The 26,254-nt window shown below is 71.9% G+C and carries 21 protein-coding genes and 1 pseudogene; 8 read left to right on the forward strand and 14 right to left on the reverse strand.

What is annotated here, in order from left to right:
• Nucleotides 1-104: 104 nt before the first annotated feature.
• The 6 genes from ACIGWZ_RS06845 to iolC form a co-directional block, all read right to left on the reverse strand.
• A complete protein-coding gene (locus ACIGWZ_RS06845) occupies nt 105-1,232 on the reverse strand; it encodes a hypothetical protein (RefSeq protein ID WP_400061560.1) in 1,128 nt (375 codons plus the stop codon).
• A gap of 186 nt (nt 1,233-1,418) precedes the next feature.
• The gene (locus ACIGWZ_RS06850; protein WP_400061562.1) at nt 1,419-2,912 is read right to left on the reverse strand and encodes a CoA-acylating methylmalonate-semialdehyde dehydrogenase; all 1,494 of its coding nucleotides are present in this window, start codon (nt 2,910-2,912) and stop codon (nt 1,419-1,421) included.
• 37 nt (nt 2,913-2,949) lie between these two features.
• The gene (gene iolD, locus ACIGWZ_RS06855; RefSeq protein WP_400061564.1) at nt 2,950-4,833 is read right to left on the reverse strand and encodes a 3D-(3,5/4)-trihydroxycyclohexane-1,2-dione acylhydrolase (decyclizing); all 1,884 of its coding nucleotides are present in this window, start codon (nt 4,831-4,833) and stop codon (nt 2,950-2,952) included.
• Nucleotides 4,830-5,768: a 5-deoxy-glucuronate isomerase gene (gene iolB / locus ACIGWZ_RS06860; protein WP_400061566.1), complete on the reverse strand. Its 939-nt coding sequence runs from the start codon at nt 5,766-5,768 to the stop codon at nt 4,830-4,832. Before iolB ends, iolD begins: the two co-directional genes overlap by 4 nt.
• A 57-nt stretch (nt 5,769-5,825) precedes the next feature.
• Complete coding sequence (locus ACIGWZ_RS06865) at nt 5,826-6,713, reverse strand: deoxyribose-phosphate aldolase (RefSeq protein WP_400061567.1); 888 nt, start codon at nt 6,711-6,713, stop codon at nt 5,826-5,828.
• A 68-nt stretch (nt 6,714-6,781) separates the two neighbouring features.
• Nucleotides 6,782-7,774, reverse strand: coding sequence for a 5-dehydro-2-deoxygluconokinase (iolC, locus tag ACIGWZ_RS06870; protein ID WP_400061569.1), 993 nt, complete (start codon nt 7,772-7,774; stop codon nt 6,782-6,784).
• A 351-nt stretch (nt 7,775-8,125) separates the two neighbouring features.
• Between iolC and ACIGWZ_RS06875 the strand changes: the two genes are divergently transcribed.
• The 5 genes from ACIGWZ_RS06875 (at nt 8,126) to ACIGWZ_RS06895 (ending at nt 13,260) form a co-directional block, all read left to right on the forward strand.
• On the forward strand, nt 8,126-9,046 hold the full coding sequence (locus ACIGWZ_RS06875) for a sugar phosphate isomerase/epimerase family protein (RefSeq protein ID WP_400061571.1): 921 nt from the start codon (nt 8,126-8,128) through the stop codon (nt 9,044-9,046).
• Between the two features lie 230 nt (nt 9,047-9,276).
• Entirely contained in the window at nt 9,277-10,296 is a 1,020-nt protein-coding gene (locus tag ACIGWZ_RS06880; RefSeq protein WP_400061573.1) for a Gfo/Idh/MocA family protein, read from the forward strand.
• 2 nt (nt 10,297-10,298) lie between these two features.
• Complete coding sequence (locus ACIGWZ_RS06885) at nt 10,299-11,708, forward strand: sugar porter family MFS transporter (protein WP_400061575.1); 1,410 nt, start codon at nt 10,299-10,301, stop codon at nt 11,706-11,708.
• A gap of 329 nt (nt 11,709-12,037) precedes the next feature.
• Entirely contained in the window at nt 12,038-12,244 is a 207-nt protein-coding gene (locus ACIGWZ_RS06890) for a helix-turn-helix transcriptional regulator (protein ID WP_400061577.1), read from the forward strand.
• 89 nt (nt 12,245-12,333) lie between these two features.
• A complete protein-coding gene (locus tag ACIGWZ_RS06895; protein WP_400061579.1) occupies nt 12,334-13,260 on the forward strand; it encodes a 2-dehydropantoate 2-reductase in 927 nt (308 codons plus the stop codon).
• A gap of 58 nt (nt 13,261-13,318) precedes the next feature.
• On the opposite strand, the gene ACIGWZ_RS06900 is transcribed toward ACIGWZ_RS06895, so the two are convergent.
• Complete coding sequence (locus tag ACIGWZ_RS06900) at nt 13,319-14,392, reverse strand: LacI family DNA-binding transcriptional regulator (RefSeq protein WP_400061581.1); 1,074 nt, start codon at nt 14,390-14,392, stop codon at nt 13,319-13,321.
• Between the two features lie 288 nt (nt 14,393-14,680).
• Between ACIGWZ_RS06900 and ACIGWZ_RS06905 the strand changes: the two genes are divergently transcribed.
• Nucleotides 14,681-15,739, forward strand: a complete 1,059-nt coding sequence (locus tag ACIGWZ_RS06905; protein ID WP_400061583.1) for a Gfo/Idh/MocA family oxidoreductase — start codon at nt 14,681-14,683, stop codon at nt 15,737-15,739.
• Nucleotides 15,736-16,522, forward strand: a pseudogene (locus ACIGWZ_RS06910) (TSUP family transporter). Before ACIGWZ_RS06905 ends, ACIGWZ_RS06910 begins: the two are co-directional and overlap by 4 nt.
• Nucleotides 16,523-16,638: 116 nt before the next feature.
• Here the strand turns inward: ACIGWZ_RS06910 and ACIGWZ_RS06915 are convergent.
• Both ACIGWZ_RS06915 and ACIGWZ_RS06920 read right to left on the reverse strand, forming a co-directional pair.
• Nucleotides 16,639-17,208 carry a GNAT family N-acetyltransferase gene (locus ACIGWZ_RS06915; protein WP_400061586.1) on the reverse strand — a complete coding sequence of 190 codons (570 nt, stop codon included), beginning with the start codon at nt 17,206-17,208 and terminating at the stop codon, nt 16,639-16,641.
• 40 nt (nt 17,209-17,248) lie between these two features.
• A complete protein-coding gene (locus tag ACIGWZ_RS06920; protein ID WP_400061588.1) occupies nt 17,249-17,965 on the reverse strand; it encodes a DedA family protein in 717 nt (238 codons plus the stop codon).
• A 257-nt stretch (nt 17,966-18,222) separates the two neighbouring features.
• Between ACIGWZ_RS06920 and ACIGWZ_RS06925 the strand changes: the two genes are divergently transcribed.
• On the forward strand, nt 18,223-18,543 hold the full coding sequence (locus tag ACIGWZ_RS06925; protein ID WP_400061590.1) for a heavy-metal-associated domain-containing protein: 321 nt from the start codon (nt 18,223-18,225) through the stop codon (nt 18,541-18,543).
• Between the two features lie 666 nt (nt 18,544-19,209).
• Here the strand turns inward: ACIGWZ_RS06925 and ACIGWZ_RS06930 are convergent.
• The 5 genes from ACIGWZ_RS06930 to ACIGWZ_RS06950 all read right to left on the reverse strand — a co-directional run bounded on the left by ACIGWZ_RS06930 (nt 19,210) and on the right by ACIGWZ_RS06950 (nt 26,244).
• Nucleotides 19,210-20,499 carry a citrate synthase gene (locus ACIGWZ_RS06930; protein ID WP_400061592.1) on the reverse strand — a complete coding sequence of 430 codons (1,290 nt, stop codon included), beginning with the start codon at nt 20,497-20,499 and terminating at the stop codon, nt 19,210-19,212.
• 176 nt (nt 20,500-20,675) lie between these two features.
• Nucleotides 20,676-22,883 carry an ATP-dependent RecD-like DNA helicase gene (locus tag ACIGWZ_RS06935; RefSeq protein ID WP_400061594.1) on the reverse strand — a complete coding sequence of 736 codons (2,208 nt, stop codon included), beginning with the start codon at nt 22,881-22,883 and terminating at the stop codon, nt 20,676-20,678.
• A gap of 246 nt (nt 22,884-23,129) precedes the next feature.
• On the reverse strand, nt 23,130-24,014 hold the full coding sequence (locus ACIGWZ_RS06940; protein WP_400061596.1) for a sugar phosphate isomerase/epimerase family protein: 885 nt from the start codon (nt 24,012-24,014) through the stop codon (nt 23,130-23,132).
• A complete protein-coding gene (locus ACIGWZ_RS06945) occupies nt 24,011-25,096 on the reverse strand; it encodes a dihydrodipicolinate synthase family protein (protein WP_400061598.1) in 1,086 nt (361 codons plus the stop codon). The genes ACIGWZ_RS06940 and ACIGWZ_RS06945 overlap by 4 nt, the downstream gene beginning before the upstream one ends.
• Nucleotides 25,093-26,244: a Gfo/Idh/MocA family protein gene (locus tag ACIGWZ_RS06950; protein WP_400061600.1), complete on the reverse strand. Its 1,152-nt coding sequence runs from the start codon at nt 26,242-26,244 to the stop codon at nt 25,093-25,095. The genes ACIGWZ_RS06945 and ACIGWZ_RS06950 overlap by 4 nt, the downstream gene beginning before the upstream one ends.
• Nucleotides 26,245-26,254 lie beyond the last annotated feature (10 nt).

The following is a 26,254-nucleotide window of genomic DNA, read 5'->3' on the forward strand; positions in this document are numbered from 1 at the left end:
GGGCGGAACCCCGTGACCTCCCAGGGAAGTAGACAGGCCGGGGCCCGTACCACGGCTGCGGTACGGGCCCCGTGCGCAGGGCGGGGCGGTCGGCCCCGGGCGGCTCAGTACGGCGGGGGGCCGAAGCCGCCCTGGGGCGGCGGCATCGGCGGGTTCTGCTGGGGCATCGGCGGGCCGGGCGGCGGTGCCATGGGCGGGCCGGGCGGGGGCTGCCAGCCGGCCGGGGGCGGACCCTGGGGGCCGGGCGGCATGAAGCCGGGGGCGGCGAACTGCGGTGCCTGGGCGGGCGGGTACCAGGCGGGGGCGACGGGCTCGCCGCGGCCCATCAGGGCGAGCAGGGCCAGCGAGCCGAGCAGGTCCAGCAGGAGCTGGACGTGGTTGAGGACGTCCATGCCCGGCATGTCGTCGCTGAACTTGAACAGCCTGTCATGGCTCGCCATCGCGATGACGGTCAGCAGGGCGCCGGGGAACAGCACGATGCCCAGGCCGATGCCGAGGCCGCGGGCGGCGCTGCCCCGCATCAGGCTGTTGAGGCCGGCCGCCGCGGTCAGCAGGAGGAAGACGAGGGAGGCCCAGCCGCCGGCCAGGGCCGTCAGGGAGGTGAGCGTTCCCCGGCCGAGGTAGTACGCGGTGAAGAAGTCGCCGTCGAACTGCACCAGCACATAGACGTGCCCGATGACGTAGCACAGCGCCATCGCGCCCAGCAGCAGTCCGCCGACCGCACCCGCCGCCTTGAGCGGCCGCTTGGGCGGATCGCTGGGCCTGCGCTGTGGCCAGGCGCGCATCCCGGCGAGCAGCACGATCCCCGCGATGACGGCGAACAGGGTCAGCAACAGACCGCTGAGGAAGACGCCCTCGAACGTCGACGAGGAGTTGTCGGCGTTGACGAACCAGCGGTCGTCGCTGGTGTGCTGGCCGACGCTGACCAGGATCTGCACGGCGGTGGCGAAGGTGAGGGCGGTGGCGACCGCGAGCAGTCCGCCGGCCGACCGCCGCCCGGCGAAGGCCGCGAAGACCGCCGTCAGCTGCAGGACGGCGAGGCCGAGCTGAAGGGGATTGGTGACCTGGTCCTGGCCGGGGGCGTGCCGGCCGGTCCAGGCACCCCACAGGCCGTCGATGCCGAATGCGCCGAGGTCGACGACGATCCAGGTGGCGGTCCACAGGAAGAACAGCAGGCAGAAGATCCCGCCGGTGATACGGGCGCCCTTGGCGAGCGCCATGGATTGTCGCATGTGGGTCCCCCGTTGTGTCGGCGCTCCGCCGGTTGTGTCGGTGCTCTGCCAAGGGAGCACGGTAGCAACGGGACCGTCCGCGGTCTCCCCCGCACCTGGGCCGGACCTGCGCGAACACGGCGGCCCCCCGGACGGCGAGGAGCCGTCCGGGGGGCCGTACGGGGCCGGGCGGATCCCGGCGCGGTGTCAGTGGTTGCTGGGGAAGCCCAGGTTGATGCCGCCGTCGGACGGGTCCGGCCAGCGGGTGGTGACGACCTTGCCGCGGGTGTAGAAGTGCACGCCGTCGTTGCCGTAGATGTGGTGGTCGCCGAAGAGCGAGTCCTTCCAGCCACCGAAGGAGTGGTAGCCGACGGGGACCGGGATCGGGACGTTGACGCCGACCATGCCGGCCTCGACCTCCAGCTGGAAGCGGCGGGCCGCGCCGCCGTCCCGGGTGAAGATCGCGGTGCCGTTGCCCCACGGCGAGTTGTTCATCAGGGCGATGGCCTCGTCGTAGGTCTCGACGCGGACCACGGACAGCACCGGGCCGAAGATCTCGTCGCGGTAGGCGTCCATCTCGGGCGTGACGTTGTCCAGCAGCGAGACGCCGATCCAGTGGCCGTCCTCGTAGCCCTCGACGGTGTAGCCCGTGCCGTCGATGACGACATCGGCACCCTGGGCCGCGGCACCGGTGACGTACGAGGCGACCTTGTCGCGGTGGACCTTGGTGATCAGCGGGCCCATCTCGGAGGCCGGGTCGTCGCCGGGGCCGATGCACAGCTTGTCGGCGCGCTCCTTGATCTTGCCGATCAGCGGGTCGGCGGTGTCACCGACCGCGACGACGACGGAGATCGCCATGCAGCGCTCGCCCGCCGAGCCGTACGCGGCGTTGATGGCGGAGTCCGCGGCCAGGTCGAGGTCGGCGTCCGGGAGGACCAGCATGTGGTTCTTGGCGCCGCCCAGCGCCTGGACGCGCTTGCCGTTGGCGGTGCCGGTGGTGTGGATGTAGCGGGCGATGGGGGTGGAGCCGACGAAGGAGACCGCGGCGATGTCCGGGTGCTCCAGGATGGCGTCGACGGCCACCTTGTCGCCGTTGACGATGTTCAGCACACCGTCGGGCAGGCCCGCCTCGGCCGCCAGCTCGGCCAGCTTGAAGGCGGCGCTGGGCACCTTCTCACTGGGCTTGAGGAGGAAGGTGTTGCCGCAGGCGATGGCGAGGGGGAACATCCACATCGGCACCATGGCGGGGAAGTTGAACGGCGTGATGCCGGCGACCACTCCCAGGGACTGACGGATGGCGGCCACGTCCACCCGCGTCGACACCTGGGTGGACAGCTCGCCCTTGAGCTTCTCGGGGATACCGCAGGCCAGCTCGACGATCTCCAGACCGCGGGCGACCTCGCCGAGCGCGTCGGAGTGCACCTTGCCGTGCTCGGCGGTGATCAGCGCGGCGATCTCGTCGCGGTGCGCGTCGATCAGCTCGCGGTACTTGAACAGCACCGAGGTGCGCTTGGCCAGGGAGCTGGTGCCCCAGCTCTTGAAGGCTTCCTTGGCGGCCTTGACCGCGGCGTCGACCTCGTCCACGGAGGCGAAGGCGACCTGCTTCTCCTGGGCGCCGGTGGCCGGGTTGTAGACCGGACCGTAGTTGCCGGAGACACCCTCGACGGGCTTGCCGCCGATCCAGTGGTTGATGGTCTTCATAACGAGGGCCTTTCGTACGTGAAGCGGCGAGCGGAGGTCAGAGGTGGCGACGGCGGCCGGCGGCGTGGCGGTCGTACGCTGCGCGGGCGGCGACCGCCGCCGGACGCGTCGCGGTCTCGGCAACAGGTACATCCCACCAGGCCTGGGCCGCGGGCGCGCCCGGCACAGTGTCGGCCGTTTCGGTCTCGACATAGACACATGTGGGCCGGTTCGCGCCACGCGCCTCGGCCAGCGCGGCACGCAGCTCGGCGACCGTGGCGGCGCGGATGACGTGCATGCCGAGCGAGGCGGCATTCGCGGCGAGATCCACCGGCAGCGGCGCGCCGGTGTACGCGCCGTCCTCGGCGCGGAAGCGGTACGCCGTGCCGAAGCGCTCGCCGCCCGTCTCCTGCGACAGGCCGCCGATGGAGGCATAGCCGTGGTTCTGGACGAGGACGATGTTGATGTTGATGCCCTCCTGGACCGCGGTGACGATCTCGGTGGGGTTCATCAGATAGGTACCGTCGCCGACGAGCGCCCACACCGGCCGGTCGGGGGCGGCGAGCCGGACGCCGATGGCGGCCGGGATCTCGTAGCCCATGCAGGAGTAGCCGTATTCGAGGTGGTACTGCCGACGGGACCGGGCGCGCCACAGTTTGTGCAGGTCACCGGGGAGGGAACCGGCGGCGTTGATCACGATGTCGGTGTCGTCGACGAGGGCGTCCAGGGCGCCGAGGACCTGCGTCTGGGACGGCCGCACGGACGCGTCCGCGGCGCCGTACGCCGCGTCCACCCGCCGCTCCCATGCCTCCTTCGCCGCCCCGTAGGCCGCCTCGTACGCCTCCTCCACGCGGTGCCCGGACAGCGCCCGGGTGAGCGCTTCGAGTCCCGTGCGGGCGTCGGCGACCAGGGACGTGGCGCCGAGCTTGTGGGAGTCGAAGGAGGCGATGTTGAGGTTGAGGAAGCGCACGCCCGGGGCGGCGAAGAGGGTGGCGGAGGCGGTGGTGAAGTCGGTGTGGCGAGTGCCGACGCCGATGACGAGGTCGGCCTCGCGGGCCAGGGCGTCGGCGGTGGCGGTGCCGGTGTGGCCGATGCCGCCGATGTCGGCGGGGTGGTCGTGGCGCAGCGAGCCCTTGCCGGCCTGGGTGGAGGCGACGGGGATGCCCGTGGCCTCGGCGAACACCCGCAGCGCGTCCTCGGCCTCGGAGTGGTGGACGCCGCCGCCCGCGATCAGCAGGGGACGGCGGGCCGTACGGACGGCGTGCACCGCCTCGGCGAGGGCGCCGGTGTCGGGGGCGGGCCGGGTGACGCGCCAGACCCGGTCGGCGAAGAACTCCTCCGGCCAGTCGTACGCCTCGGCCTGCACGTCCTGCGGCAGGGCGAGGGTGACCGCGCCGGTCTCCACCGGGTCGGCGAGCACCCGCATGGCCTGGAGCGCGGCCGGGATCAGCGCCTCGGGGCGGGTGACCCGGTCGAAGTAGCGGGAGACCGGGCGCAGTACGTCGTTGACGGACACATCGCCCGCGGAGGGGACTTCGAGCTGCTGGAGGACGGGGTCGGCGGGCCGGGTCGCGAAGACGTCGCCGGGCAGCAGCAGCACCGGCAGGCGGTTGACCGTCGCGAGGGCGGCGCCGGTGACGAGGTTCGTGGCGCCGGGCCCGATGGAGGTCGTCACGGCCTGCGCGGAGAGCCGGTCGCACTGGCGGGCGTACCCCACAGCGGCGTGCACCATGGCCTGTTCGTTACGGCCCTGGAGGTAGGGGAGCGCGTCGCCGGACTCCAGGAGGGCCTGGCCGATGCCGGCGACGTTCCCATGGCCGAAGATGCCCCAACAGGCGTTGATCAGCCGCTGCTGCCGGCCGTCCCGCTCCGTGTACTGGTGGGCGAGGAACTCGATCAGGGCCTGCGCGACCGTCAGTCGGCGTGTCGTCGGGGCATTCATCGGGCGTCTCCTGCGGGTGCTTCGTAGAGGGGGAGGCGGGGGTCGACGGGCTGGTCGGGCCAGGTGTCGCGGATCCAGCCGTGGTCGGGGTGGTCGCAGATCAGCCACTCGCGCGTCGCACCGGGCCCGGCCATGACGTTGAGGTAATACATGGTGTGCCCGGGGACGGCGATGGAGGGGCCGTGCCAGCCGTCGGGGATCAGGACCGCGTCGCCGCTGCGCACCTCGGCGAGGACGTCCGTGCCGCGGCCGTGGCCCGACGGCGTGACGCGCTGATAGCCGACGCCTTCCTTGCCGTGGGCGGCGTCGATCTCGTAGTAGTAGATCTCTTCGAGCTCCGACTCCTGCCCCGGGCGGCACTCGTCGTGCTTGTGCGGCGGATAGGAGGACCAGTTGCCGCCGGGCGTGAGGACTTCCACCGCGATGAGCCGGTCGCACGCGAACGTCCCGGCGGCGGCGAAGTTGTTGACCTGGCGGGAGCAGTTGCCGGAGCCGCGAAGCTCCACGGGGACGGCCGGGGCGGGGCCGTAACGCGCCGGCAGGCGGCGTTCGCAGCGGGCGCCGGTGAGCGCGAAACGGCCGCCCGCCCCGCTGGTGATCTGCACCTGCGCATCACGGGGCACATACGCGAAGTCGGTGACGCCGCTGAACACGCTCTCCCGTCCGGCCAGTTCAAAGGTCTCGGCCGTATCGGTGACGACCGTGCAGCCGCCGGACAGCGGCAGCACGATCCATTCGCTGCCGCCGGTGGCGAAGGAGTGCCGGCCGCCGGGCGGCAGGTGGAGGACCCGCAGCGAGGAATATCCCCAGCCGGCCCGCTCCGGGTCGATGTCCAGGGCGTACGGGCCCCCGGCCGCGCGCCCCGCCTCGAGATGGAAATCCGTGAAAGCCGGGCGGCCCGGCGCCTTCGCGTCATCCGTGAACTCGTCGCTCATGACTGCAAGTCTCCTCCTCGCCACTGACAGTTACCCGAAACCGGCCCCGACCGGCCGCTACAGCAGGCCGACGGCGGTGTCGACGGCCGCCGCCACGTCCCCGTCGGCCGGGTAGAGCAGCGAGCGGCCCACGACCAGGCCCTGCACGGTCGGCAGCCGCAGCGCCTTGCGCCACTTCTCGTACGCGGCCTCCTGGTCCTGGACGGTGCGGCCGATGTCGCCGCCCAGCAGGACGGTGGGCAGCGTCGAGGTCTCACAGACCCGGGCCATCGCTTCGGGGTCGTCGGTGACCGGGAGCTTGAGCCAGGTGTAGGCGGAGGTGCCGCCGAGGCCGGAGGCGATGGCCACGGATGTGGTGACCGCCTCGGGGCTCAGGTCGTTGCGGACCTCGCCGTCGATCCGGCGGGAGAGGAACGGCTCGACGAAGGTGGGCAGTTCCAGGGCGGCCATCGCGTCGATGGCGCGGGCGGCGGACTCCAGGGTGGTCAGCGAGCCGGAGTCGCCGTAGTCGATGCGCAGCAGCAGCTTGCCGGCGTCGAAGCGGAGCCGGGCCAGGTCCTGGGGACGGTGCCCGGTGAACCGGTCGTCCATCTCGAAAGAGGCGCCCGCGATGCCGCCACGGTTCATCGACCCCATCACGACCTTGCCGTCGAGGGCGCCGAGGAGCAGCAGGTCCTCGAGGATGTCGGCGGTGCCGAGGACGCCGTCCACGCCGGGCCGCGAGAGCGCGAGGACGAGGCGTTCGAGCAGGTCGAGGCGGTTGGCCATGGCGAGCCGCCGGTCGCCGACGGCGAGCGCGCCGCGGGCGGGGTGATCCGCAGCGACGATCATCAGCCGGCCGCTGTCGCCGAGGAGCGGGCGGCGGGTGCGGCGGGCGGCGGCCTCCGCGACGGCTTCGGGATGCCGGGCCCGCAGCGCCGGGAGGTCGCTGATCCGAGGAGTCAAGGCTCAACTCACCTTCTTGAGTGCACACATGGGACGGGATGGCCGCGGGGCGGACGCGGCCGAGGGGGTCATCTCTCGGCGAGGAACGTGTCGACCTCGTCGGCCGTCGGCATCGCGGAGGAGCAGGCGAGGCGGGAGGCGACGATGGCGCCGGCGGCGTTGGCGTAGCGCATCATCGGCTCCAGGTCCCAGCCGGCCAGCAGGCCGTGGCAGAGCGCGCCGCCGAAGGAGTCGCCGGCGCCGAGGCCGTTGACGACCTCGACGGGGGTGGGCGGGACCTCGGCGGTGCGCCCGTCCCGATGGACGGCCAGCACCCCCTTGGGGCCCTGCTTGATGACGGCCAGCTCCACGCCCTTCTCCAGCAGCGCCCGGGCGCAGGCCTCGGGGTCGCGCAGGCCGGTGGCGACCTCGGCCTCGTCGACGTTGCCGACGGCCACAGTGGCGTGCCGCAGGGCTGCTTCGTAGTACGGGCGGGCGGTGGCCATCGCCGCGGCGCCGCTCGCGCCGCCGTCCCCGGAGGCGCCGCCTTCGCCGCCCCAGAACATCGGCCGCCAGTCGAGGTCGAAGACGGTCGCGCCCGCCTTGGCGCGGGCCTCCAGCGCGGCGAGGGTGGCGCCGCGGCTGGGCTCCTCGCACAGCCCCGTACCCGTGACCCAGAAGATCCGGGCGGCCGCGACGGCGTCCAGGTCCAGTTCCTCGGCGTGGATGACCAGGTCGGGGGCCTTGGGGCGACGGTAGAAGTACAGCGGGAAGTCGTCCGGCGGGAAGATCTCGCAGAAGGTGACGGGCGTCGGGTAGGCCTCCACCGGGCTCACCCAGCGGTCGTCCACGCCGAAGTCGCGCAGCGCCTGGTGGACGTAGTCGCCGAACGGGTCGCGTCCGGTGCGGCTGATGACGGCGCTGCGGCGGCCGAGCCGGGCGGCGGCGACCGCGACGTTGGTGGCGGAGCCGCCCAGAAACTTCCCGAAGGTCTCCACTTGGGCCAGCGGCACGCCGGTCTGGAGCGGGTAGATGTCGACCCCGATGCGGCCCATCGTGATCAGGTCGTACGGCTCGGTCATGAGCGCCCCTTCGGGTCGGCCGGCGCGGCGGGTTGGGCGGTCGGGCTCTGAGGAAAGGTCTAACGGTGAGCATCAGACCCTGTCAACAGTTTGTCCTTACATTCTGACGTCAACGGAGCAAGGTGGCCGATATTCCATGGAACGGCGAGCGGCGAGCCGACGGCCGGGCCGCCACGCGCACCCCGGCGCACACGCCGGACGCACGCCCGCTCTCGCTACAAAGTCATTAAGTCCTTATGTCAGGACGAAGTCTTGACACTCTCCGGGACGCCAGAGAGGCTGTGCCCCACAACTCCCCGACCACCCCAGCGCCTCCCGGTCACCGCCGACCGGCGAGAGGAGAGCCGCAGCATGTCCACACCCCGTGCCGCCTCGCCCGTTCTGGACCGCATCCGCGTCGGTTCCGCCCCCGACTCCTGGGGAGTCTGGTTCCCCGACGACGACCAGCAGGTCCCCTGGCAGCGCTTCCTGGACGAGGTCGCCGAGGCCGGCTACGAGTGGATCGAACTCGGCCCGTACGGCTACCTGCCCACCGACCCCGCCGTCCTCCGCGACGAGATCGCCCGGCGCGCCCTCAGCGTCTCGGCCGGCACGATCTTCACCTCCCTCCACCACGGCCCCGACGTGTGGGACAAGACCTGGGCGCACGTCAGCGAGGTCGCCACCCTCACCCGGGCGATGGATGCGAAGCACCTCGTCGTCATCCCCTCCTTCTGGCGGGACGACAAGACGGCCGAGGAGCTGGAGCCGCGCGAGCTGACCCTCGAGCAGTGGAAGCACCTGACGACCGGCATGCAGTGGCTGGGCAAGCGGGTACGGGACGAATTCGGCCTCGACATCGTCGTCCACCCGCACGCCGACACCCACATCGACACCGAGGAACACGTCGCGCGCTTCCTGGACGGCACCGACTCCGACCTGGTCAACCTCTGCCTGGACACCGGCCATTACGCGTACTGCGGCGGCGACAGCGTCAAGCTGATCCGCACCTACGGCGAGCGGATCGGCTACCTCCACCTCAAGCAGGTCGACCCCGACATCCTCGCCGACGTCGTCGCCAAGGGCACGCCGTTCGGACCGGCCGTCCAGCAGGGTGTGATGTGCGAGCCGCCGCTCGGCGTGCCCGCGCTGCCGCCCGTACTGAAGGCCGCCCAGGAGCTCGACGTCGACCTCTTCGCCATCGTCGAGCAGGACATGTACCCCTGCCCGCCCGACCGGCCCTTCCCGATCGCCGAGCGCACCCGGCGCTTCCTGCGGTCCTGCGGCGCCTGAGCCGCGACGCCCCCGCCGCCCGACCGGCGTCACCCGGACGGCCGGACGACCACCGCGCCGCCAAAGCTCCGCGTGTGCCCACCTCCTGACACTTCGTGGCGCCTCGTGACGCCTCCTTGCCTCCCGACAACGATCACGGAGAGTAATTGATTCCCGGCGTACATCACACTCTGCAGTACGTACTCCGAAGCACGTGACCCACGTGCAGCGCGTAAGGACTTGAGGACGACATGACTTCGTACGGAACCCTGGGCGTGGCGGTCATCGGCACCGGCCGGATGGGCGCCGACCACGTACGCCGGATCAATGAGGTGATCAGCGGCGCCCGGGTGGCGGCCCTGGCCGACCTCGATGCCGACCGGGTCAAGCATCTCGCCGACGGCATCGAGGGATGCACCGCCTACATCGACCCGGCCGCCGCCATGGCCGACCCCGCGGTGGACGCCGTGCTGATCGCGTCCCCCGGCCCGGCCCACGAGGCGGCGCTGCTGGAGGCCTTCGCCCGCGATCTGCCCGTCCTGTGCGAGAAGCCGCTGACCCCGGACCCGGCCTCCGCGCTGCGCGTCGTCCGGGCCGAGCAGGCGCTGGGCCACCGCCGCGTCCAGGTGGGCTTCATGCGCCGCTACGACGCCGACTACCGCACCCTCAAGTCGCTTCTGGACCAGGGGACATACGGCCGCCCGCTGATGCTGCACAACAAGCACCGCAACGCCGACACCCCGCCCGGCTTCACCGACGCGATGACCATCCACGACTCCGTGGTGCACGAGATCGACGTGACCCGCTGGCTGCTGGACGAGGAGATCACGGCCGTACGGGTGGTGCGCCCGACCCCTTCCGGGAAGGCGCCCGAAGGGCTCAGTGACCCGCAGCTGATCCTCTTCGAGACGACCGGCGGCCAGGTCGTCGACACCGAACTCTTCGTCAACTGCGGCTTCGGCTACCAGGTCAGCTGCGAGGCGGTCTGCGAGGGCGGCACCGCCAGGATCGGCGACGACCACGGCGTGTTCACCAACACCGCGGGCCGCTGGGGCGGCGCCATCACCCCCGGCTTCGTGGAGCGCTTCGAGGAGGCGTACGACCGGCAGGTGCAGCGGTGGGTCGACGCCACCCGCCGCGGCGAGGTCGAGGGCCCCAGCTGCTGGGACGGCTATGCGGCGGCCGCGGTGTGCGCGGCGGGCGTGCGTGCCCAGGAGACCGGCGAGCGAGCGGCCGTGGAACTCGTCGAGCGGCCGGCACTGTACCGCTGACGATGACGACCCCGACCCACCAGGCGGCGTCCGCCGGGCCGCGCGCAAGCGCCCCGGCCCGCACCGCCCAACGCTTCCTCGTCGGCATCGCTGCCATAGCCGCCCTCGGCGGCGCCCTCTTCGGCTACGACACCGGAGTCGTCTCCGGCGCCCTTCCCTTCATGGAGCGGCACTTCGGCCTCAGCTCCCTGAGCGAGGGCGTCATCACCAGCGCGCTGCTGATCGGCGCCGCCTTCGGGTCGCTGGCCGGCGGCCGGATGTCCGACGCGCTCGGGCGGCGCAACTCCCTGCTGTGGGCGGGCGCGGTGTTCATCGGCGGGGCGCTGGCCGTCGCGCTCGCCCCCACCGTGCCCGTCATGGTCGTGGCCCGCTTCGTCCTGGGCCTGGCCGTCGGCAGCGCTTCGGTCATCACCCCGCTGTATCTGTCGGAGATCGCGCCGCCGGCCATCCGCGGCCGGCTGGTCTCGTTCAACTCCCTGATGATCGTCAGCGGCCAGCTGCTCGCCTACCTCGTCAACGCCGTCCTCGCCCACTGGGAGGCCTGGCGCTGGATGCTGGGCCTGGCCGCGCTGCCCGCGGTGGCCCTGTTCGCCGGTCTGTTCTTCCTGCCGGACACCCCGCGCTGGTATCTCAGCAAGGGGCGGCGGGACCGGGCGGCCGAGGTGCTGCGCCGTACGCTGCCCGCCGACGACATCGACGCCGAGCTGGCCCGTATCGACCACGCCCGCAGCCTGGAGGCCGATGTCCGGCGGGGCGCCTGGCAGGAACTGCGCACCCCCTGGGTGCGGCGGCTCCTCCTGGTCGGCGTCGGGCTGGCGATCGTCCAGCAGATCACCGGCGTCAACGCCGTCATCTACTTCGCGCCCAAGATCCTCGCCGCCACCGGCCTGGGCACCGACGCCGCGATCACCGCCACCATCGCCATCGGCGCGATCTCCGTGCTCGCCACCGCCCTCGGCATGTCCCTGATCGACCGGGTCGGCCGCCGCCCCCTGCTGATCTCCGGCCTGGCCGGCATGGCGCTGGCGCTCGCCCTGCTCGGCGCGGCCTTCCACCTCCCCCACTCCCCCGCCGTCAGCTTTCTCGTCCTCGGCCTGATGGTCCTCTACATGGCCTTCATGCAGGCCACCTTGAACACCGGCGTCTGGCTGCTGCTTGCCGAAATGTTCCCGCTCAGGGTCCGCGGACTGGCCATGGGCACCGCGGTGTTCGCGATGTGGCTGGTCAATTTCGCGGTCGCGCTGGCCTTTCCGGTACTGCTCGATGCGATCGGCGCGGGCACCACGTTCTGGTTCTTCGGGGTGATGTGCGTACTGTCCCTGCTCTTCTGCAAGCGGTACGCGCCGGAGACCAAGGGGCTGGCACTGGAGGATCTGGAGACGGAGCTGCGGCGGGCGGCGACGGCCCGCTGATCGCCGGGCTGCTCACCGGTCCGGCATCCGCGGCCGAACACCGTCCGCGGTCGGCGCGGCGCCCGCATGTCGCAGGTGCAGTGCCCGCCGGCGAACCGCCGCTGCGCCGCGCCGCCCTTGCCGCCTCACCACCCTTCCGTCACAGCCGTTCCGTCACCGTCACGGCTGTCACCGTTACGCGGGTCTTCCGTCACAGCCGATCAACAGGCCCTCCCCGCCGCTCACTGGCTGTCGTTGACCGGGCACAGGCTGAGTAGCCGTCAAGCCGTACGCAGCCCCCGCCGGCTTCCGGGCCGACCCTGCAGACGGCGCCAAGGAGGTGCGCAGAGATGACCGACCGAAGGCTCTGGTCGTACAAGGAGATCGCCGCACATATCCAGGTGCAGCCGGACACCGTGCGCTCGTACCGCAAGCACGGACTGCTGCCGGAGCCGGACCTGGTGGAGGGCGGCAAGCCCTACTGGTTCGCCGATACGGTCAGAGCCTGGGTGGCGCGCCGGCCCGGTCACCGGGGCCGGCGCGAACGGGCGGAGTGAACCGCCCCTGCCACCACCTGTGGTGACGGCGGGTCCGACACGGATCCGCGGCTCGTGGGCCCCGCCGGCGCGGGGCCTACGATCAGGGGATGACCCGCCCGATAGCGCAGGATCCGCAAGGCCCCTCCCCCGCCCGGATCGCGGTGATCGGCGCCGGTGCGATCGGCGGCTACACCGCCGCCCTCGCCCGGTGGGCCGGCCTCGACGTCACCGTGTGCGTACGCACCCCCCTGGACGTCCTCACCGTCGAGAGCGGCGGGGAGACGCGCACCGCCCCGGTACGGATTGCCACCGAGCCCGCGCAGGTCACGCCCGTCGACTGGGTGCTGCTGACCACCAAGGCGCAGGACACGGCGGGCGCCGAGGGCTGGCTGCGGCGGCTGTGCGGCCCCGGTACGGCCGTCGCGGTGCTGCAGAACGGCGTCGGTCACCGTGAGCGGGTCGCGCCGTACGCGCCGGACGGCACGGAAATCCTGCCCGTCCTGGCGTACATGTCCGCGGAGCGCACCGGGCCCGGCCGGATCCGGCATCACGTCGCCAGTGAACTGCACGTGCCCGAGGGGCCGTTGGCCGACCGGTTCGCGGCCCTGCTGGCGGACAGCGAACTGACGGTGCGGTCGGTCGGTGACTTCACCACGGACGCCTGGCGCAAGCTGCTCGTGAACCTTGCGGCCAACCCGATCACCACGCTGCTCCAGCAGCGCATCGGCGTCTTCGCCGACCCGGAGATGGCCGCGCTGGCCCGCGACCTGCTGCGCGAGGCGGCCGCGGTGGCGTGCGCCGAGGGTGCCGACATCGGCGAGGCGGACATCGCCCACACCCTGGACCTGTACGCCATGGCACCACCCGACGGCGGCTCCTCGATGCTCTACGACCGCCTCGCGGGCCGTCCCCTGGAGCACGAGTACATCACCGGCGCGGTCGTCCGGGCCGGTGAACGGCACGGCATCGCCACGCCGTTGAACGGCATGCTGCTCACCTTCCTGCGGGCGGTCGACCGCGAGCTGCGGGGCTGAGCGCGTACCCGCCGCCGGGAGCCGGAGCCTGCGGCACCGGGTGGACGGCTGCTGACAGCTACTGGCGGAGGGGTGCCGCGGAGCCGCGGATCTCCAGCGAGGGAACCACCAGCCGGCGGTCGGCGGGCCGGTCGGGGCGCTCCATACGGTCCAGCAGGCACTGCGCGGCCCGGCGTCCGACGTCGTAACTGGCGTTGTTGACGGTGCTCAGCCACAGGTGCCGGATGCGGGCGAGGTAGGTGTTGTCGCAGCCGATGAGGGAGAGGTCTCCGGGCACCTCGAGGCCCAGCTCCTGCGCGGCCGACAGCACGCCGACGGCGGAGATGTCGTTGAACGCGAAGACGGCGGTGGGGCGTTCGCGGCGCCCGCCCCCGCCCGTACCTGCACCCGCGCCTGCACCCGGCTGTCCGCTGAGCAAACGGACGGCCGCCCGGTAGCCGCCCTCCTCGGTGGCGTCGCTCGGCTCGACCGTCATCCCGGCGCCGAGCCCGTGCGCCCGCATCGTTGCCTCGAAGCCGCGTCGTCGCAGCTCACCGACGCTGCCGCGGCCGGCGATATGGGCGATCCGGCGGTGGCCGAGCCCGATGAGGTGCTCGGTGGCGAGCCGGGCGCCGCGCTCGTCGTCGTTGGCGACGGTGTCCACCCGGGGCAGCCGCGGATCGTGGCTGCCCGCGACGACGGTCGGCAGCCGCTCCGCGACCTCGGCGAGTGCGGCGGTGTCGGGCAGCGTGCCCACCGCGACCAGCCCGTCCACCCGCAGCTCCAGGAACGCGCGGGTGAAGTCCTCGCCGGTACGGCGGCCCAGTCTGCCGTCGGCCATCAGCATGCGCAGGCCATGGGCGTGCAGTACGGAGTTCAGGCCGTCCAGCAGCTCGACGAACCAGGGGTTGCGCATGTCGTTCAGCAGGACGCCCACGGTGTGGGTACGGCGCGCCACCAGGCTGCGGGCGGCGGCGTTGGGGCGGTAGCCGAGCTCCTCGATCGCCTCGAGTACGGCCTGCCGCTTGGCGTCGCTGACCCGCGGCGAGCCCTGCAGGACGAGGGAGACCAGCGATTTGGAGACGCCGGCGCGCTCGGCCACGCCGCGGATCGTCGGAGGCCGGTCCGCGGGTCTCTGATTGGACCGTTCCATGGACGGAATCCTTCCATCGGGCCACCTGGGCGTCAACGCTCGGCCTCACGTCGCCCCATTACTGCCGCGCGCAAGGGTTGACATGCGGACATCCGGACCTGCAGGGTGCCGGGGAAGTCGGGAGTTGGACCGTTCCAATTTTCATCGCCTCCCATGCCTCCCTGCCCTCCGATGCCCGTCGCCTCGGTGGCCCTCACCTCGAACTCCCTGCATCCCCCCTCCCCTGGTCCTCCCCCGACTCCCCTCGAAACCCCTGCCTCCTGCAAGCTCCTGGAAAGGAACCGACGCATGAAAATCGGGCTGATCGGCACCGGGCGCATCGGCGCGTTCCACGCCACGACCCTCCGGAACGTCCCGGGCGTCACCGACCTCGTGGTCGCGGATGTGGATACCGCGCGCGCCTCCTCGCTGGCGACGTCGCTCGGCGTACGGGCCGCCGCGGGCATCGAGGAGCTGTACGCCGAGGGGCTGGACGGCGTGGTGATCACCGCCGCGACCAGTGCGCATGCCGCGCTCATCCATCAGGCGCTGGACGCGGGGGTGCCGGTGTTCTGCGAGAAGCCGGTGGCTCCGGACGTTCCCGGCACCGTCGGCGTGGTGGAGCGGGCGCAGGCCGGCACGGTGCCCGTGCAGATGGGTTTCCAGCGCCGCTTCGACGCGGGCTACCGCGCCGCCCGGGAGGCGCTGCGCTCCGGCGAGCTGGGCTGGCTGCACACCCTGCGCGCCTGCACCAGCGACCAGTCGCCGCCGCCGGCCGGCTATATCCCCACCTCCGGCGGGCTGTTCCGGGACTGCAGCATCCATGACTTCGACATCCTGCGCTGGCTGACCGGCCGCGAGGTGGTCTCGGTCTACGCCCAGGGGTCCAATCGCGGTGCGTCCTTCTTCGCCGACGGCGATGACGTCGACACCTGTGCGGCGCTGCTGCGGTTCGACGACGACACCCTGGCCACCGTCACCGCGACCCGCTACAACGGTGCGGGCCACGACGTCCGGCTGGAGGTCTGCGGCTCCGAAAGCGCCCGCTTCGTGGGCCTGGACGACCGCGCGCCGCTGCCGTCGGCGGAGGCGAAGCTGTCGTGGCAGCGGTCGGCCGCCCCGTACGCCACGTTCATGGAGCGCTTCCACGACGCGTACGTCGCCGAGCTGGGCGTTTTCGCCGAGGTCGCGGCGGGCCGGGCGGCGAACCCGTGCTCGCCCGCCGAGGCGCTGGAGGCGCTGTATGTCGCCGAGGCGTGCGACCGTTCCCGCCGGACCGGCGAGCCGGTCGCCGTCGCGGACGTCCGCGCCGCCGCCGTCGACGGCCCGGCCGCGGGCGGCAGCGGCGCTGCGGCGCCGGGCGCGTGACCGGTCCCGGGCTCATAGGCCTGGGGGTGCCGGCGCTCGCCGCGCTGCTGGTGGGGTTCTCCAAGACCGCCATCAGCGGCGTGGGAGCGGTCGGCGTCGCGCTGTTCGCCGCCGTACTGCCCGCCAAGGAGTCCACCGGCGCGCTGCTGCCGCTGCTCCTCGTCGGCGATGCGGTGGCGGTCCGCGCCTCCCGCCGGCATGCCGACCGGCGCACTCTGCTGCGGCTGTTGCCCTCGGTCGCGGTCGGCGTCGCGCTCGGCGTCGCCTTCATCGCCCGCACTGACGATGCCGTCGTCCGCCGCACCATCGGTGCGCTGCTGCTGACGGTCGTGCTGCATCACCTGTGGCGGCGGGCGCGGGAGCGGCGCGCGGTCGGGCCGGCGGAGGGCGGACGGCAGGCGTGAAGACGGCCGCGCCCGCCCGCCGCCAGGGGCCTGTACGGGCAGTGGTCTTTGGACTGATCGCCGGTTTCGCCACCATGGTCGCCAACGCCGGCGGCCCGGCCATGCCCCTCTCTCTGCTCGCCTCCGGTTTCTCCCTGCTCGGGTTCCTGGGGACCGGGCCTGGTTCTTTCTGATCGTCAATCTCTTCAAGCTGCCGTTCAGCCTCGCGCTGGGACTGATCACGCCGCGCGCCCTGGCGCTGGATGCGGCGCTCGCCCTGGTGGTACTCGTCGGCGCCCTCCTCGGGCGCGCGTGCGTGCACCGCATCGACCCGGTCTTCTTCGAACGGCTGGTGCCGGCCTTCACCGCCCTTTCCAGTCTCCCTCTGCTTGTGCGGTGAGGGAGTCGGCGGCTCGACGGCTCCTTCGGCTTCCGGGCTGTCGCGCCCGTGGGTGCGCCCGTGGCCCCGCGCCCCGCATCCCCGGGACCGTATCCCCGGGCGCCCCCGTCATCGGCTCACCGGGTCAGCTCCACCCGCCAGTTGTTGGCCCGCATCCGGTGCCCCTTGGGGTACTCGATTTCGCACTCCTGACGGAAGCCGAATCCCGCCTTCCGGCACACGGCGTTGGACGCGTGGTGCTCCACCGAGGGGAAGGCATGCAGATACCGGTGCCGCCCGCCGGTCCGGGCCGCGGCTATGACGGCCCGCGCCGCGGCCGCCGCGATGCCCCGCCCCTGGAACTCCGGCAGCACGCCCCACCCCGTCTCGTACGCCCGCGCGCCTCGCCAGGTGAGCTCCCAGTAGCCGACCGACCCCACCACCGTCTCCCCGGAGCAGTCTCCCGGCTCGTCGCCGTCCGTCTCGTCCCCCGTCGCCCCGTCCCCCGTCGTCAGCACCACCCGGAACATCTGCCCCGTCCCGTCGAGCCCGAGATAGCGCCCGTGCCGGGCGGCCAGCTGCGCCTCGGTCTCCGGGCCGCCGAGGTGCTCGGTCATCTCCGGCGTGTTGAGCCTGTGCAGCAGGTCGATGTCGTCCGCCGTCCACTCCTCGATCCGCACCCGCGGTGCGCCTGTTCCCCTCGTCATGCAGTCAACGGTAGGACCTGCCACTGACAATCGGCCGCCACTAGGACAGCGGGCTGCGGGTGCCGCCACCGCGCCCTTCGGACGCGCCAACGTCCTTGGCCGGTGCGGTCGTTGGGATGCTCCGGCGACCGTGCCCGGCCGGCCCGTTCGCGCCTCCTTCACCCTCCCCGGCGCCCCGCACCGCCCCGCCGCCACCGCGTTCCGGGAACCGCAGGGCGCGGCGGCGGGCGGCCCACTGGATGCCCGCGCCCGCCGCGGCGACCGCGCAGGAGACGCCGATGCCGATGCCCGCGGCGTAGAGCGGGTCGCCCGCGGCGGCGCTGCCCATGTAGCCGAGGCCGACCGAGTAGGTCGCCCACAGCACCTCGGAGCAGGCTGCGCCGATCACGTAGGTGCGCCGGGGGTAGCGCAGGACTCCGGACGCCAGCGCGCCGGCGACCCGTCCGCTGGGCAGGAACCGTACGCCGATCAGGAAGGGCAGGCCGTAGCGCTGGATATGGGCGGAGGTCCACTCCAGCAGCGCCCGGCGGCGCGGGCGGCGCTGCATCCAGGTCCGTACGGGCCCGCCGAACCGTCGCGCGACGAGGTACATCAGGACGTCCCCCAGCAGCGCGCTGCCCGCGACGACCAGCAGGATCAGGGGCAGGAACGCATCGCCCTGGGCAGCGAGTACTCCGGCCGTGACAAGCAGCGCGGAATTGGGGACCAGCGGTGGCAAGGTGGTGAGCGCCAGCAGGCCGTAGGCGAATACATCCATGCGGCCGCCTCCTCGGATCCGCCCCGAGTCCGTACCCCCAAGGCTGACGCGTGGCGGGGCGCACGGCAACGCGTGGCGCGCCGAGGCTGGATTGATACCCCCTAGGGGTATAGAGTGACGACATGGGGAGGCGCCGGCCGTCATCGGCGCCCCTCCCGGCATTTCGGCACCACCCTGCGTGACGCACGGAATCCACAGCTCGCACAGACGGCGCATACAGAACGCACGGCACATACCGGCACCACGAGGAGAAACCCATGACTGCCACGTCTGCCACCTCCGACGCTTCCGCCACGGCGACGAACGGCTCCTGCTGCAGCCCCGAGGGCTCCTGCCACTCGGGGGCCGATGCCGCCCGGGCCGGCGAGGTGACCACCACGTACAAGGTCACCGGCATGACCTGTGGCCACTGCGAAGGTGCCGTCTCGTCCGAGATCGGCGAGATCGCGGGGGTGAGTTCGGTGCAGGCGGTCGCCGCCACCGGACTGGTGACCGTCACCTCCGCCGCCCCCCTCGACGACGAGGCCGTGCGCGCGGCCGTCGACGAGGCCGGCTACGAACTCGTGGGCCAGGCCTGACCCTCATGACCGGTTCCGGCGCACAGGCGCAGGCCGCGCTCGCGATCGGCGGGACGGCCTGCGCCTGTGCGCCGTGCGGGCCGCAGGACGGCTGACGGCGCTGCGGCCTGCACCCCGTCGGCGGCCGGCCCGCCGAGCCCGATGATCACGGGTGCCGCAACGCCCTTCACCATCGACCTTTGCGGTCATCGACGCCCTACTGCGCGAACCTTCACATAGCTCTCACAACTGGCACAACACCCATACGCGAGAGCGTCGATCCGCAACTCGTTCCTCTTGACCGCATTCGTCCTTTATGGCAAGAGACCCAGATCACACTCATGGGAACGTAACCATTGAGGGGGGTCGTGAGTCTAACCGTGCGGTGCAAGCACCCCGGCGGCGCTTGCACTGCACCAGCCGTGCTGATCTTGGGGGATCGTGCCCGGCTACGCGTGGCCGGGGCGACGCGCCCGGGGAGCTTTGAGCGGCCCTCCCGAATGTGCGCGTCCCGGCAGATCGCGGTGCTACCCGGAACGCCCGGACGGATCCCGTGGGGGGAATCCAACCGGGACATGGGAAGCGCCCCGCGCTCTGGACCCGTGGGGGGATCCGGAGGCGGGGCGCTTTCTTTCTGCGCTCAGCGGCCGTCGCGGCGCTCAGCGGCCTGCCGTCAGGGCGCGACCGTCAGCGCTCCTCGACCGGCACGAAGTCGCGCTCGACGACGCCGGTGTAGATCTGCCGCGGGCGGCCGATGCGGGAGCCGGGCTCCTTGATCATCTCGTGCCACTGGGCGATCCAGCCGGGCAGCCGGCCGAGCGCGAAGAGCACCGTGAACATCTCGGTCGGGAAGCCCATGGCCCGGTAGATCAGACCTGTGTAGAAGTCGACGTTCGGGTAGAGCTTGCGCGAGACGAAGTAGTCGTCGGAGAGCGCGTGCTCCTCCAGCTTGAGGGCGATGTCCAGCAGCTCGTCGGACTTGCCCAGCGCCGAGAGGACGTCGTGCGCCGCCGCCTTGATGATCTTTGCCCGGGGGTCGAAGTTCTTGTAGACGCGGTGCCCGAAGCCCATGAGCTTCACGCCGTCTTCCTTGTTCTTCACCTTGCGGATGAAGGAGTCGACGTCGCCGCCGTCGCGCTGAATGCCCTCGAGCATCTCCAGCACGGACTGGTTGGCGCCGCCGTGCAGGGGGCCCCACAGCGCGTTGATGCCGGCCGAGATCGAGGCGAAGAGGTTCGCCTGCGAGGAGCCGACCAGGCGCACGGTGGAGGTCGAGCAGTTCTGCTCGTGGTCCGCGTGCAGGATCAGCAGCTTGTCCAGGGCGCTGACGACGACCGGGTCCAGGTCGTAGTCGGCGGCGGGCACCGAGAAGGTCATCCGCAGGAAGTTCTCGACGTACCCGAGGTCGTTGCTCGGGTAGACGACCGGGTGGCCGACCGACTTCTTGTAGGCGTACGCCGCAATCGTCGGAAGCTTGGCCAGCAGCCGGATCGTGGAGATATGGCGCTGCTTCTCGTCGAACGGGTTGTGGCTGTCCTGGTAGAAGGTCGACAGCGCGCTGACGACCGACGACAGCATCGCCATCGGGTGGGCGTCCCGGGGGAAGCCGTCGTAGAAGCGCTTCACGTCCTCGTGGAGCAGGGTGTGATAGGTGATGTCCTGCTTGAAGCCCGCCAGCTCATCGACGGTGGGCAGCTCACCGTTGATCAGAAGATACGCGGTCTCGACGAACGTGCTGCGCTCTGCGAGCTGCTCGATCGGATACCCACGGTAACGAAGAATTCCCTGTTCACCATCGAGATAGGTGATCGCGGATTTGTATGCCGCGGTGTTGCCGTAACCGGAATCCAGGGTCACCAGACCGGTCTGGGCGCGCAGCTTCGAGATGTCGAAGCCCTTGTCGCCGACACTGCTGTCGACGACCGGGTAGCTGTATTCGCCGTCCCCGTAACGCAGTACTACAGAGTTGTCGCTCACGTCATCCCTCACCGACGTTGTGCCTCTTCTTCGAGGTGCCCTGACTGCCTATACCTTCCCCCATTTGGACCTTGGATGTGCACTCGGGGTCGGCCATAGGGCCCTATCGCGGCACTCAGTGCCGCGACTCTGTCCATCCTGCTCCCCTTCGCCCCGATTGGGAAAGAGGGGTGACCTCACATCGCACCGGCGAGCCGGTGATCGAGCGCGGTACACCGCCGACCGGCGGATACGGTGCGGACGGCCTGCCCCAGAGCCTTCCGGGAGCCGACCAGCACCACCAGGCGTTTCGCCCGGGTCACGGCGGTGTAGAGCAGATTGCGCTGGAGCATCATCCACGCTCCGGTCGTGACCGGAATCACCACCGCTGGATACTCACTACCCTGCGAGCGGTGGATCGTCACGGCGTAGGCGTGTGCCAATTCGTCCAATTCATCGAAGTCGTAAGGGACCTCCTCGTCCTCGTCGGTGAGCACGGTCAGCCGCTGGTCGTCGACGTTCAGGTCCGTGACCACGCCCACCGTGCCGTTGAAGACGCCGTTGAGGCCCTTGTCGTAGTTGTTCCTGATCTGGGTGACCTTGTCGCCCACCCGGAAGACCCGGCCGCCGAACCGGCGCTCGGGCAGATCGGGACGGGCCGGGGTGACGGCCTGCTGGAGCAGGCCGTTCAGGGCGCCCGCACCGGCCGGGCCGCGGTGCATCGGGGCGAGCACCTGGACATCCCGGCGGGGGTCCAGGCCGAACTTCGCCGGGATCCGCCGCGCCACCACGTCCACCGTCAGCCGCGCGGCCTCCTCGCCGTCCTCCTCGGCGAACAGGAAGAAGTCCTTCAGCCCGGTCGTCAGCGGCGGCACGCCGGAGTTGATGCGGTGTGCGTTGGTCACCACCCCCGACTGCTGCGCCTGACGGAAGATCCTGGTCAGACGCACGGACGGCACCGGGCCCGGCTCGGCGAGCAGATCCCGCAGCACCTCGCCCGCGCCCACCGACGGCAGCTGGTCGACGTCCCCGACCAGCAGCAGATGGGCGCCCGGCGGCACCGCCTTGACGAGCTTGTTGGCCAGCAGCAGATCCAGCATCGACGCCTCGTCGACGACCACCAGATCGGCGTCCAGCGGCCGGTCCGCGTCATAGGCGGCGTCCCCGCCGGGCTTGAGCTCCAGGAGGCGGTGGACCGTGGAGGCCTCCGCCCCGGTCAGCTCCGAGAGCCGCTTGGCCGCCCGGCCGGTGGGCGCCGCCAGCACCACCTTGGCCTTCTTGGCGCGGGCCAGCTCCACCACGGAGCGGACCGTGAAGGACTTGCCGCAGCCGGGCCCGCCGGTCAGCACCGCCACCTTCCGCGTCAGCGCCAGGCGCACCGCCGCCTGCTGCTCCGGCGCCAGCTCGGCCCCCGTACGCCGGGCCAGCCACGCCAGCGCCTTGTCCCAGGCCACGTCCCCGAACACCGTCATCCGGTCCTCGTCGGTCCGCAGCAGCCGGGTCAGCCGCCCGGCCAGCGAGATCTCCGCACGGTGGAACGGCACCAGATAGACCGCGGTGACCGGCTCGCCGTCCTTGTCCGGGACCTGCTCGCGCACCACTCCCTCGGGGTCCTCGGCCAGCTCCCCCAGGCAGTCGATGACCAGGCCGGTGTCCACCTGGAGCAGCTTGACGGCGTCCGCGATCAGCCGCTCCTCGGGCAGGAAGCAGTGCCCCTGGTCCGTCGACTGCGACAACGCGTACTGCAGGCCCGCCTTCACCCGGTCCGGGCTGTCGTGCGGGATGCCCACCGACTGCGCGATGCGGTCGGCGGTCAGGAAGCCGATGCCCCAGACGTCGGCGGCCAGGCGGTAGGGCTCGTTGCGGACGACGGAGATGGAGGCGTCGCCGTACTTCTTGTAGATCCGCACCGCGATGGACGTCGAGACGCCGACGCCCTGGAGGAAGACCATCACTTCCTTGATGGCCTTCTGCTCCTCCCACGCCGCGCCGATCATCTTCGTCCGCTTGGGGCCCAGGCCCGGCACCTCGACCAGCCGCCCGGGACTCTCCTCGATGACGTCCAGGGTGTCGGTGCCGAAGTGCTCGACGATGCGGTCGGCGATCCGCGGGCCGATGCCCTTGATCAGGCCGGAGCCCAGATAGCGGCGAATGCCCTGGATCGTGGCCGGGAGGATGGTGGTGTAGTTCTCGACGGTGAACTGCTTGCCGTACTGCGGATGGGAGCCCCAGCGCCCCTCCATCCGCAGCGACTCCCCGGGCTGCGCGCCCAGCAACGCCCCGACCACCGTGAGGAGATCGCCCGCGCCGCGGCCGGTGTCGACCCGCGCGACCGTGTAGCCGTTCTCCTCATTGGCGTAGGTGATCCGCTCGAGGACCCCTTCCACCACTGATGCGTTGACCATGCCCCGACCGTACCGCCGGGGTCCGACAACGCGTCCGGCCCGGCCGGTCCCCGGTATGCGATCGAGGGGCCCGCCTGATGGCCGGGCCCCTCGATTCCCCCCCTGCTCGCCGGCCTCCGGATCCCCCCGGATTCCTCCCCCGTTGAGACCGACGCCTGCTATGACCTCTGTGGGCCGCCTACGGTTGCGCTTCCGTTGCGTTATTTCCCGGCTACCGAAGGTGTCGCCGTGCGGGGCGCCCCGGCGTCACTCCACATGCGCCGCGAAGCGCTCCACGATCTCGGCCAGCACCTGTGCCCCGTCCCGTTCCCACAGGGCCGGGCTGAAGATCTCCACCTCGATGGGCCCCCGGTAGCCGGCCGCGTCGACGCGCTCGCGGAACCACCGCAGATCCACCGACCCGTCGCCGAGTTGTCCGCGCCCCAGGAGGACCCCTTCGGGCAGCGGGGTGACCCAGTCGGCCAGCTGGAAGGCGGCGATCCGCGACCCGCCCCCGCCGTCGCCGCCCGCGCGGGCGATCCCCTCGCCGACCGTGTCGTCCCACCACAGGTGGTAGGTGTCCACCACCACTCCCACCCGGTCGGCGGGGAACCGCTCGGCGAGGTCGAGGGCCTGGGCGAGCGTGGAGACCACGCAGCGGTCCGCCGCGTACATCGGGTGCAGCGGTTCGACGGCCAGCCGCACGCCCCGCTCCGCGGCGTAGGGCGCCAACTCCGCGAGCGCGTCCGCGATCCGCTCCCGGGCGCCGGGCAGGTCGCGGCTGCCGGGCGGCAGCCCGCCGGAGACCAGGACGAGGGTGCCGGTGCCGAGCGTCGCGGCCTCCTCGATGGCGGCCCGGTTGTCCTTCAGGGCGGCCGCGCGCTCCCCGGGGTCCTCGGCGGTGAAGAAGCCGCCCCGGCACAGGCTGGTGACCTCCAGCCCGGCATCCCGTACGAGCCGGGCGGCCGCCGCCACCCCGTAGTCCTGTACCGGCGCGCGCCACAGGCCCACGCCCCGCACGCCCGCCCGCGCACACCCGTCCGCCAGCTCCGGCAGGGACCACTGCCTGAGGGTCTCCTGATTGAGGCTCAGCCGGGACGGCGGGCCGTCGCCGCCGGGGTGCGGGCGGGAGCGGATGTTGTCGTCCCTCATGCCTCCTCCGCCCCGTACACCGCGAGCAGCTTGCGCATCCGGGCGGCGGCGAGTTCCCGGTCGGGGAACAACCCGAGCCCGTCGGCCAGTTGGTGGGCGCGCCGCAGATGCGGCAGCGAGCGGGCGGACTGGAGGCCGCCGACCATGCTGAAGTGCGACTGGTGCCCGGCGAGCCAGGCCAGCAGGACGACGCCGGTCTTGTAGTAGCGGGTGGGTGCGCCAAAGAGGTGCCGGGAGAGGGCGACGGTCGGATCCAGGGCGGCCCGGAAGCCCGCCCGGTCCCCGGCGTCCAGGAGGCGTACGGCGTCGGCGGCGAGAGGTGCCAGTGGGTCGAAGACGCCCAGCAGGGCGTCGCTGAAGCCGTGGTCGTCGCCCGCGATCAGTTCGGGGTAGTGGAAGTCGTCGCCGGTGTAGCAGCGCACCGACTCGGGGAGGCGGCGGCGCAGTCGCACCTCCCGGCCGGCGTCCAGGAGGGAGACCTTGACGCCGTCCACCTTGCCGGGGTGCCCGGCGACGATCTCCAGGAACGTCTCCGTGGCGGCGTCGAGGTCGCCGCTGCCCCAGTAGCCCTCCAGCGCCGGGTCGAACATCGGGCCCAGCCAGTGCAGGATGACCGGTCCGGCGGCCTGGCGCAGCAGGTGGCCGTAGAGCTCCAGATAGTCGTCGGGGCCGGTGGCGGCCGCGGCGAGCTGCCGGGACGCCATCAGGACGGGGCGCCCGCCGGCGTCCTCGACGAGCCCGAGCTGTTCCTCGTAGGCGGCCCGGACGTCCGGCAACGAGGCGCCGTGCGACGGGAGTTGGTCGGTGCCGACACCGCAGGCCAGGAGGCCGCCGACGGCGCGCGCCTCGGCGGCGGAGCGGCGGATGAGCCCGGCGGCGGCCGGCCAGTCCAGGCCCATGCCGCGCTGCGCGGTGTCCATCGCCTCGGCCACCCCCAAACCGTGCGACCACAGATGGCGGCGGAAGGCGAGGGTGGCGTCCCAGTCGAGGACGGCCGGGCCGCCGGGGGTGGTGTCGGCGTGCGGGTCGGGGACCACATGGGCGGCGGCGAAGACCGTACGGGAGACGGCGGCCGGCCTCACAGGGCCAGTTCCGGAACGTCCAGGCGGCGGCCCTCGGCCGACGATTTCAGGCCGAGTTCGGCGAGCTGGACGCCCCGGGCGCCCGCCGCCAGGTCCCAGTGCCAGGGCTCGTCGCGTACGACATGCCGCAGGAACAGCTCCCACTGCGCCTTGAAGGCGTTGTCGAACTCGCCGTTGTCGGGTACCTCCTGCCACTGCTCGCGAAAGCGCCCGTCCACCGGGAGGTCCGGGTTCCAGACCGGTCTGGGGGTGCCGGAGCGGTGCTGGACGCGGCAGCCGCGCAGGCCCGCGACCGCCGAGCCCTCGGTGCCGTCCACCTGGAACTCGACCAGTTCGTCGCGGTGCACCCGCACCGCCCAGGAGGAGTTGATCTGCGCGACGACCCCGCCGGCCAGCTCGAAGATGCCGTACGCGGCGTCGTCGGCGGTGGCGGCGTAGGGCGCGCCCGACTCGTCCCAGCGGCGCGGGATGTGCGTGGTGATGTGCGCCTGCACGGTTTTGACCGGCCCGAACAGCTCGTGCAGGACGTACTCCCAGTGCGGGAACATATCGGCCGCGATGCCTCCGCCGTCCTCGGCGCGGTAGTTCCAGGAGGGCCGCTGCGCCCGCTGCCAGTCGCCCTCGAAGACCCAGTAGCCGAACTCGCCCCGTACGGACAGGATGCGGCCGAAGAAGCCGCCCTCCACCAGCCGGCGGAGTTTGCGCAGTCCGGGCAGGAAGAGCTTGTCCTGGACGACGCCGTGCTTGATGCCCGCCTCCCGGGCCGTGCGGGCCAGTTCCAGGGCGCCGGACAGGCCGGTTGCGGTGGGCTTCTCGACGTACAGATGCTTTCCGGCGGCGATGGCCTTCTTCACCGCCTCGGCACGGGCGGCGGTGACCTGGGCGTCGAAGTAGAGGTCGATGCCGTCGTCGGACAGCACGGTGTCGAGGTCGCAGCTGAAGTCCCGCAGCCCGTGGCGTTCGGCCAGCGCCCGCAGCTTGTGCGCGGAGCGGCCGACGAGCACCGGTTCGGGCCAGATGACCGTCCCGTCCCCGAGGTCGAGGCCGCCCTGTTCGCGCAGGGCGAGGAGGGAACGGACCAGATGCTGGCGGTGACCCATGCGTCCGGTCACGCCGTTCATGGCGATGCGTACGGTCGTGCGTGTCACGGTCGGGCCC

The sequence above is a fragment of the Streptomyces sp. NPDC053427 genome (assembly GCF_044544985.1).
In the GTDB taxonomy this organism is placed as follows: domain Bacteria; phylum Actinomycetota; class Actinomycetes; order Streptomycetales; family Streptomycetaceae; genus Streptomyces.

Coding starts and splice junctions, on each gene's coding strand:
- ACIGWZ_RS06845 (WP_400061560.1), bottom strand. CDS start 1,232: ATGCGACAATCCATGGCGCTCGCCAAGGGCGCCCGTATCACCGGCGGG.
- ACIGWZ_RS06850 (WP_400061562.1), bottom strand. CDS start 2,912: ATGAAGACCATCAACCACTGGATCGGCGGCAAGCCCGTCGAGGGTGTC.
- iolD (WP_400061564.1), bottom strand. CDS start 4,833: ATGAATGCCCCGACGACACGCCGACTGACGGTCGCGCAGGCCCTGATC.
- iolB (WP_400061566.1), bottom strand. CDS start 5,768: ATGAGCGACGAGTTCACGGATGACGCGAAGGCGCCGGGCCGCCCGGCT.
- iolC (WP_400061569.1), bottom strand. CDS start 7,774: ATGACCGAGCCGTACGACCTGATCACGATGGGCCGCATCGGGGTCGAC.
- ACIGWZ_RS06875 (WP_400061571.1), top strand. CDS start 8,126: ATGTCCACACCCCGTGCCGCCTCGCCCGTTCTGGACCGCATCCGCGTC.
- ACIGWZ_RS06880 (WP_400061573.1), top strand. CDS start 9,277: ATGACTTCGTACGGAACCCTGGGCGTGGCGGTCATCGGCACCGGCCGG.
- ACIGWZ_RS06885 (WP_400061575.1), top strand. CDS start 10,299: ATGACGACCCCGACCCACCAGGCGGCGTCCGCCGGGCCGCGCGCAAGC.
- ACIGWZ_RS06890 (WP_400061577.1), top strand. CDS start 12,038: ATGACCGACCGAAGGCTCTGGTCGTACAAGGAGATCGCCGCACATATC.
- ACIGWZ_RS06895 (WP_400061579.1), top strand. CDS start 12,334: ATGACCCGCCCGATAGCGCAGGATCCGCAAGGCCCCTCCCCCGCCCGG.
- ACIGWZ_RS06900 (WP_400061581.1), bottom strand. CDS start 14,392: ATGGAACGGTCCAATCAGAGACCCGCGGACCGGCCTCCGACGATCCGC.
- ACIGWZ_RS06905 (WP_400061583.1), top strand. CDS start 14,681: ATGAAAATCGGGCTGATCGGCACCGGGCGCATCGGCGCGTTCCACGCC.
- ACIGWZ_RS06915 (WP_400061586.1), bottom strand. CDS start 17,208: ATGACGAGGGGAACAGGCGCACCGCGGGTGCGGATCGAGGAGTGGACG.
- ACIGWZ_RS06920 (WP_400061588.1), bottom strand. CDS start 17,965: ATGGATGTATTCGCCTACGGCCTGCTGGCGCTCACCACCTTGCCACCG.
- ACIGWZ_RS06925 (WP_400061590.1), top strand. CDS start 18,223: ATGACTGCCACGTCTGCCACCTCCGACGCTTCCGCCACGGCGACGAAC.
- ACIGWZ_RS06935 (WP_400061594.1), bottom strand. CDS start 22,883: ATGGTCAACGCATCAGTGGTGGAAGGGGTCCTCGAGCGGATCACCTAC.
- ACIGWZ_RS06940 (WP_400061596.1), bottom strand. CDS start 24,014: ATGAGGGACGACAACATCCGCTCCCGCCCGCACCCCGGCGGCGACGGC.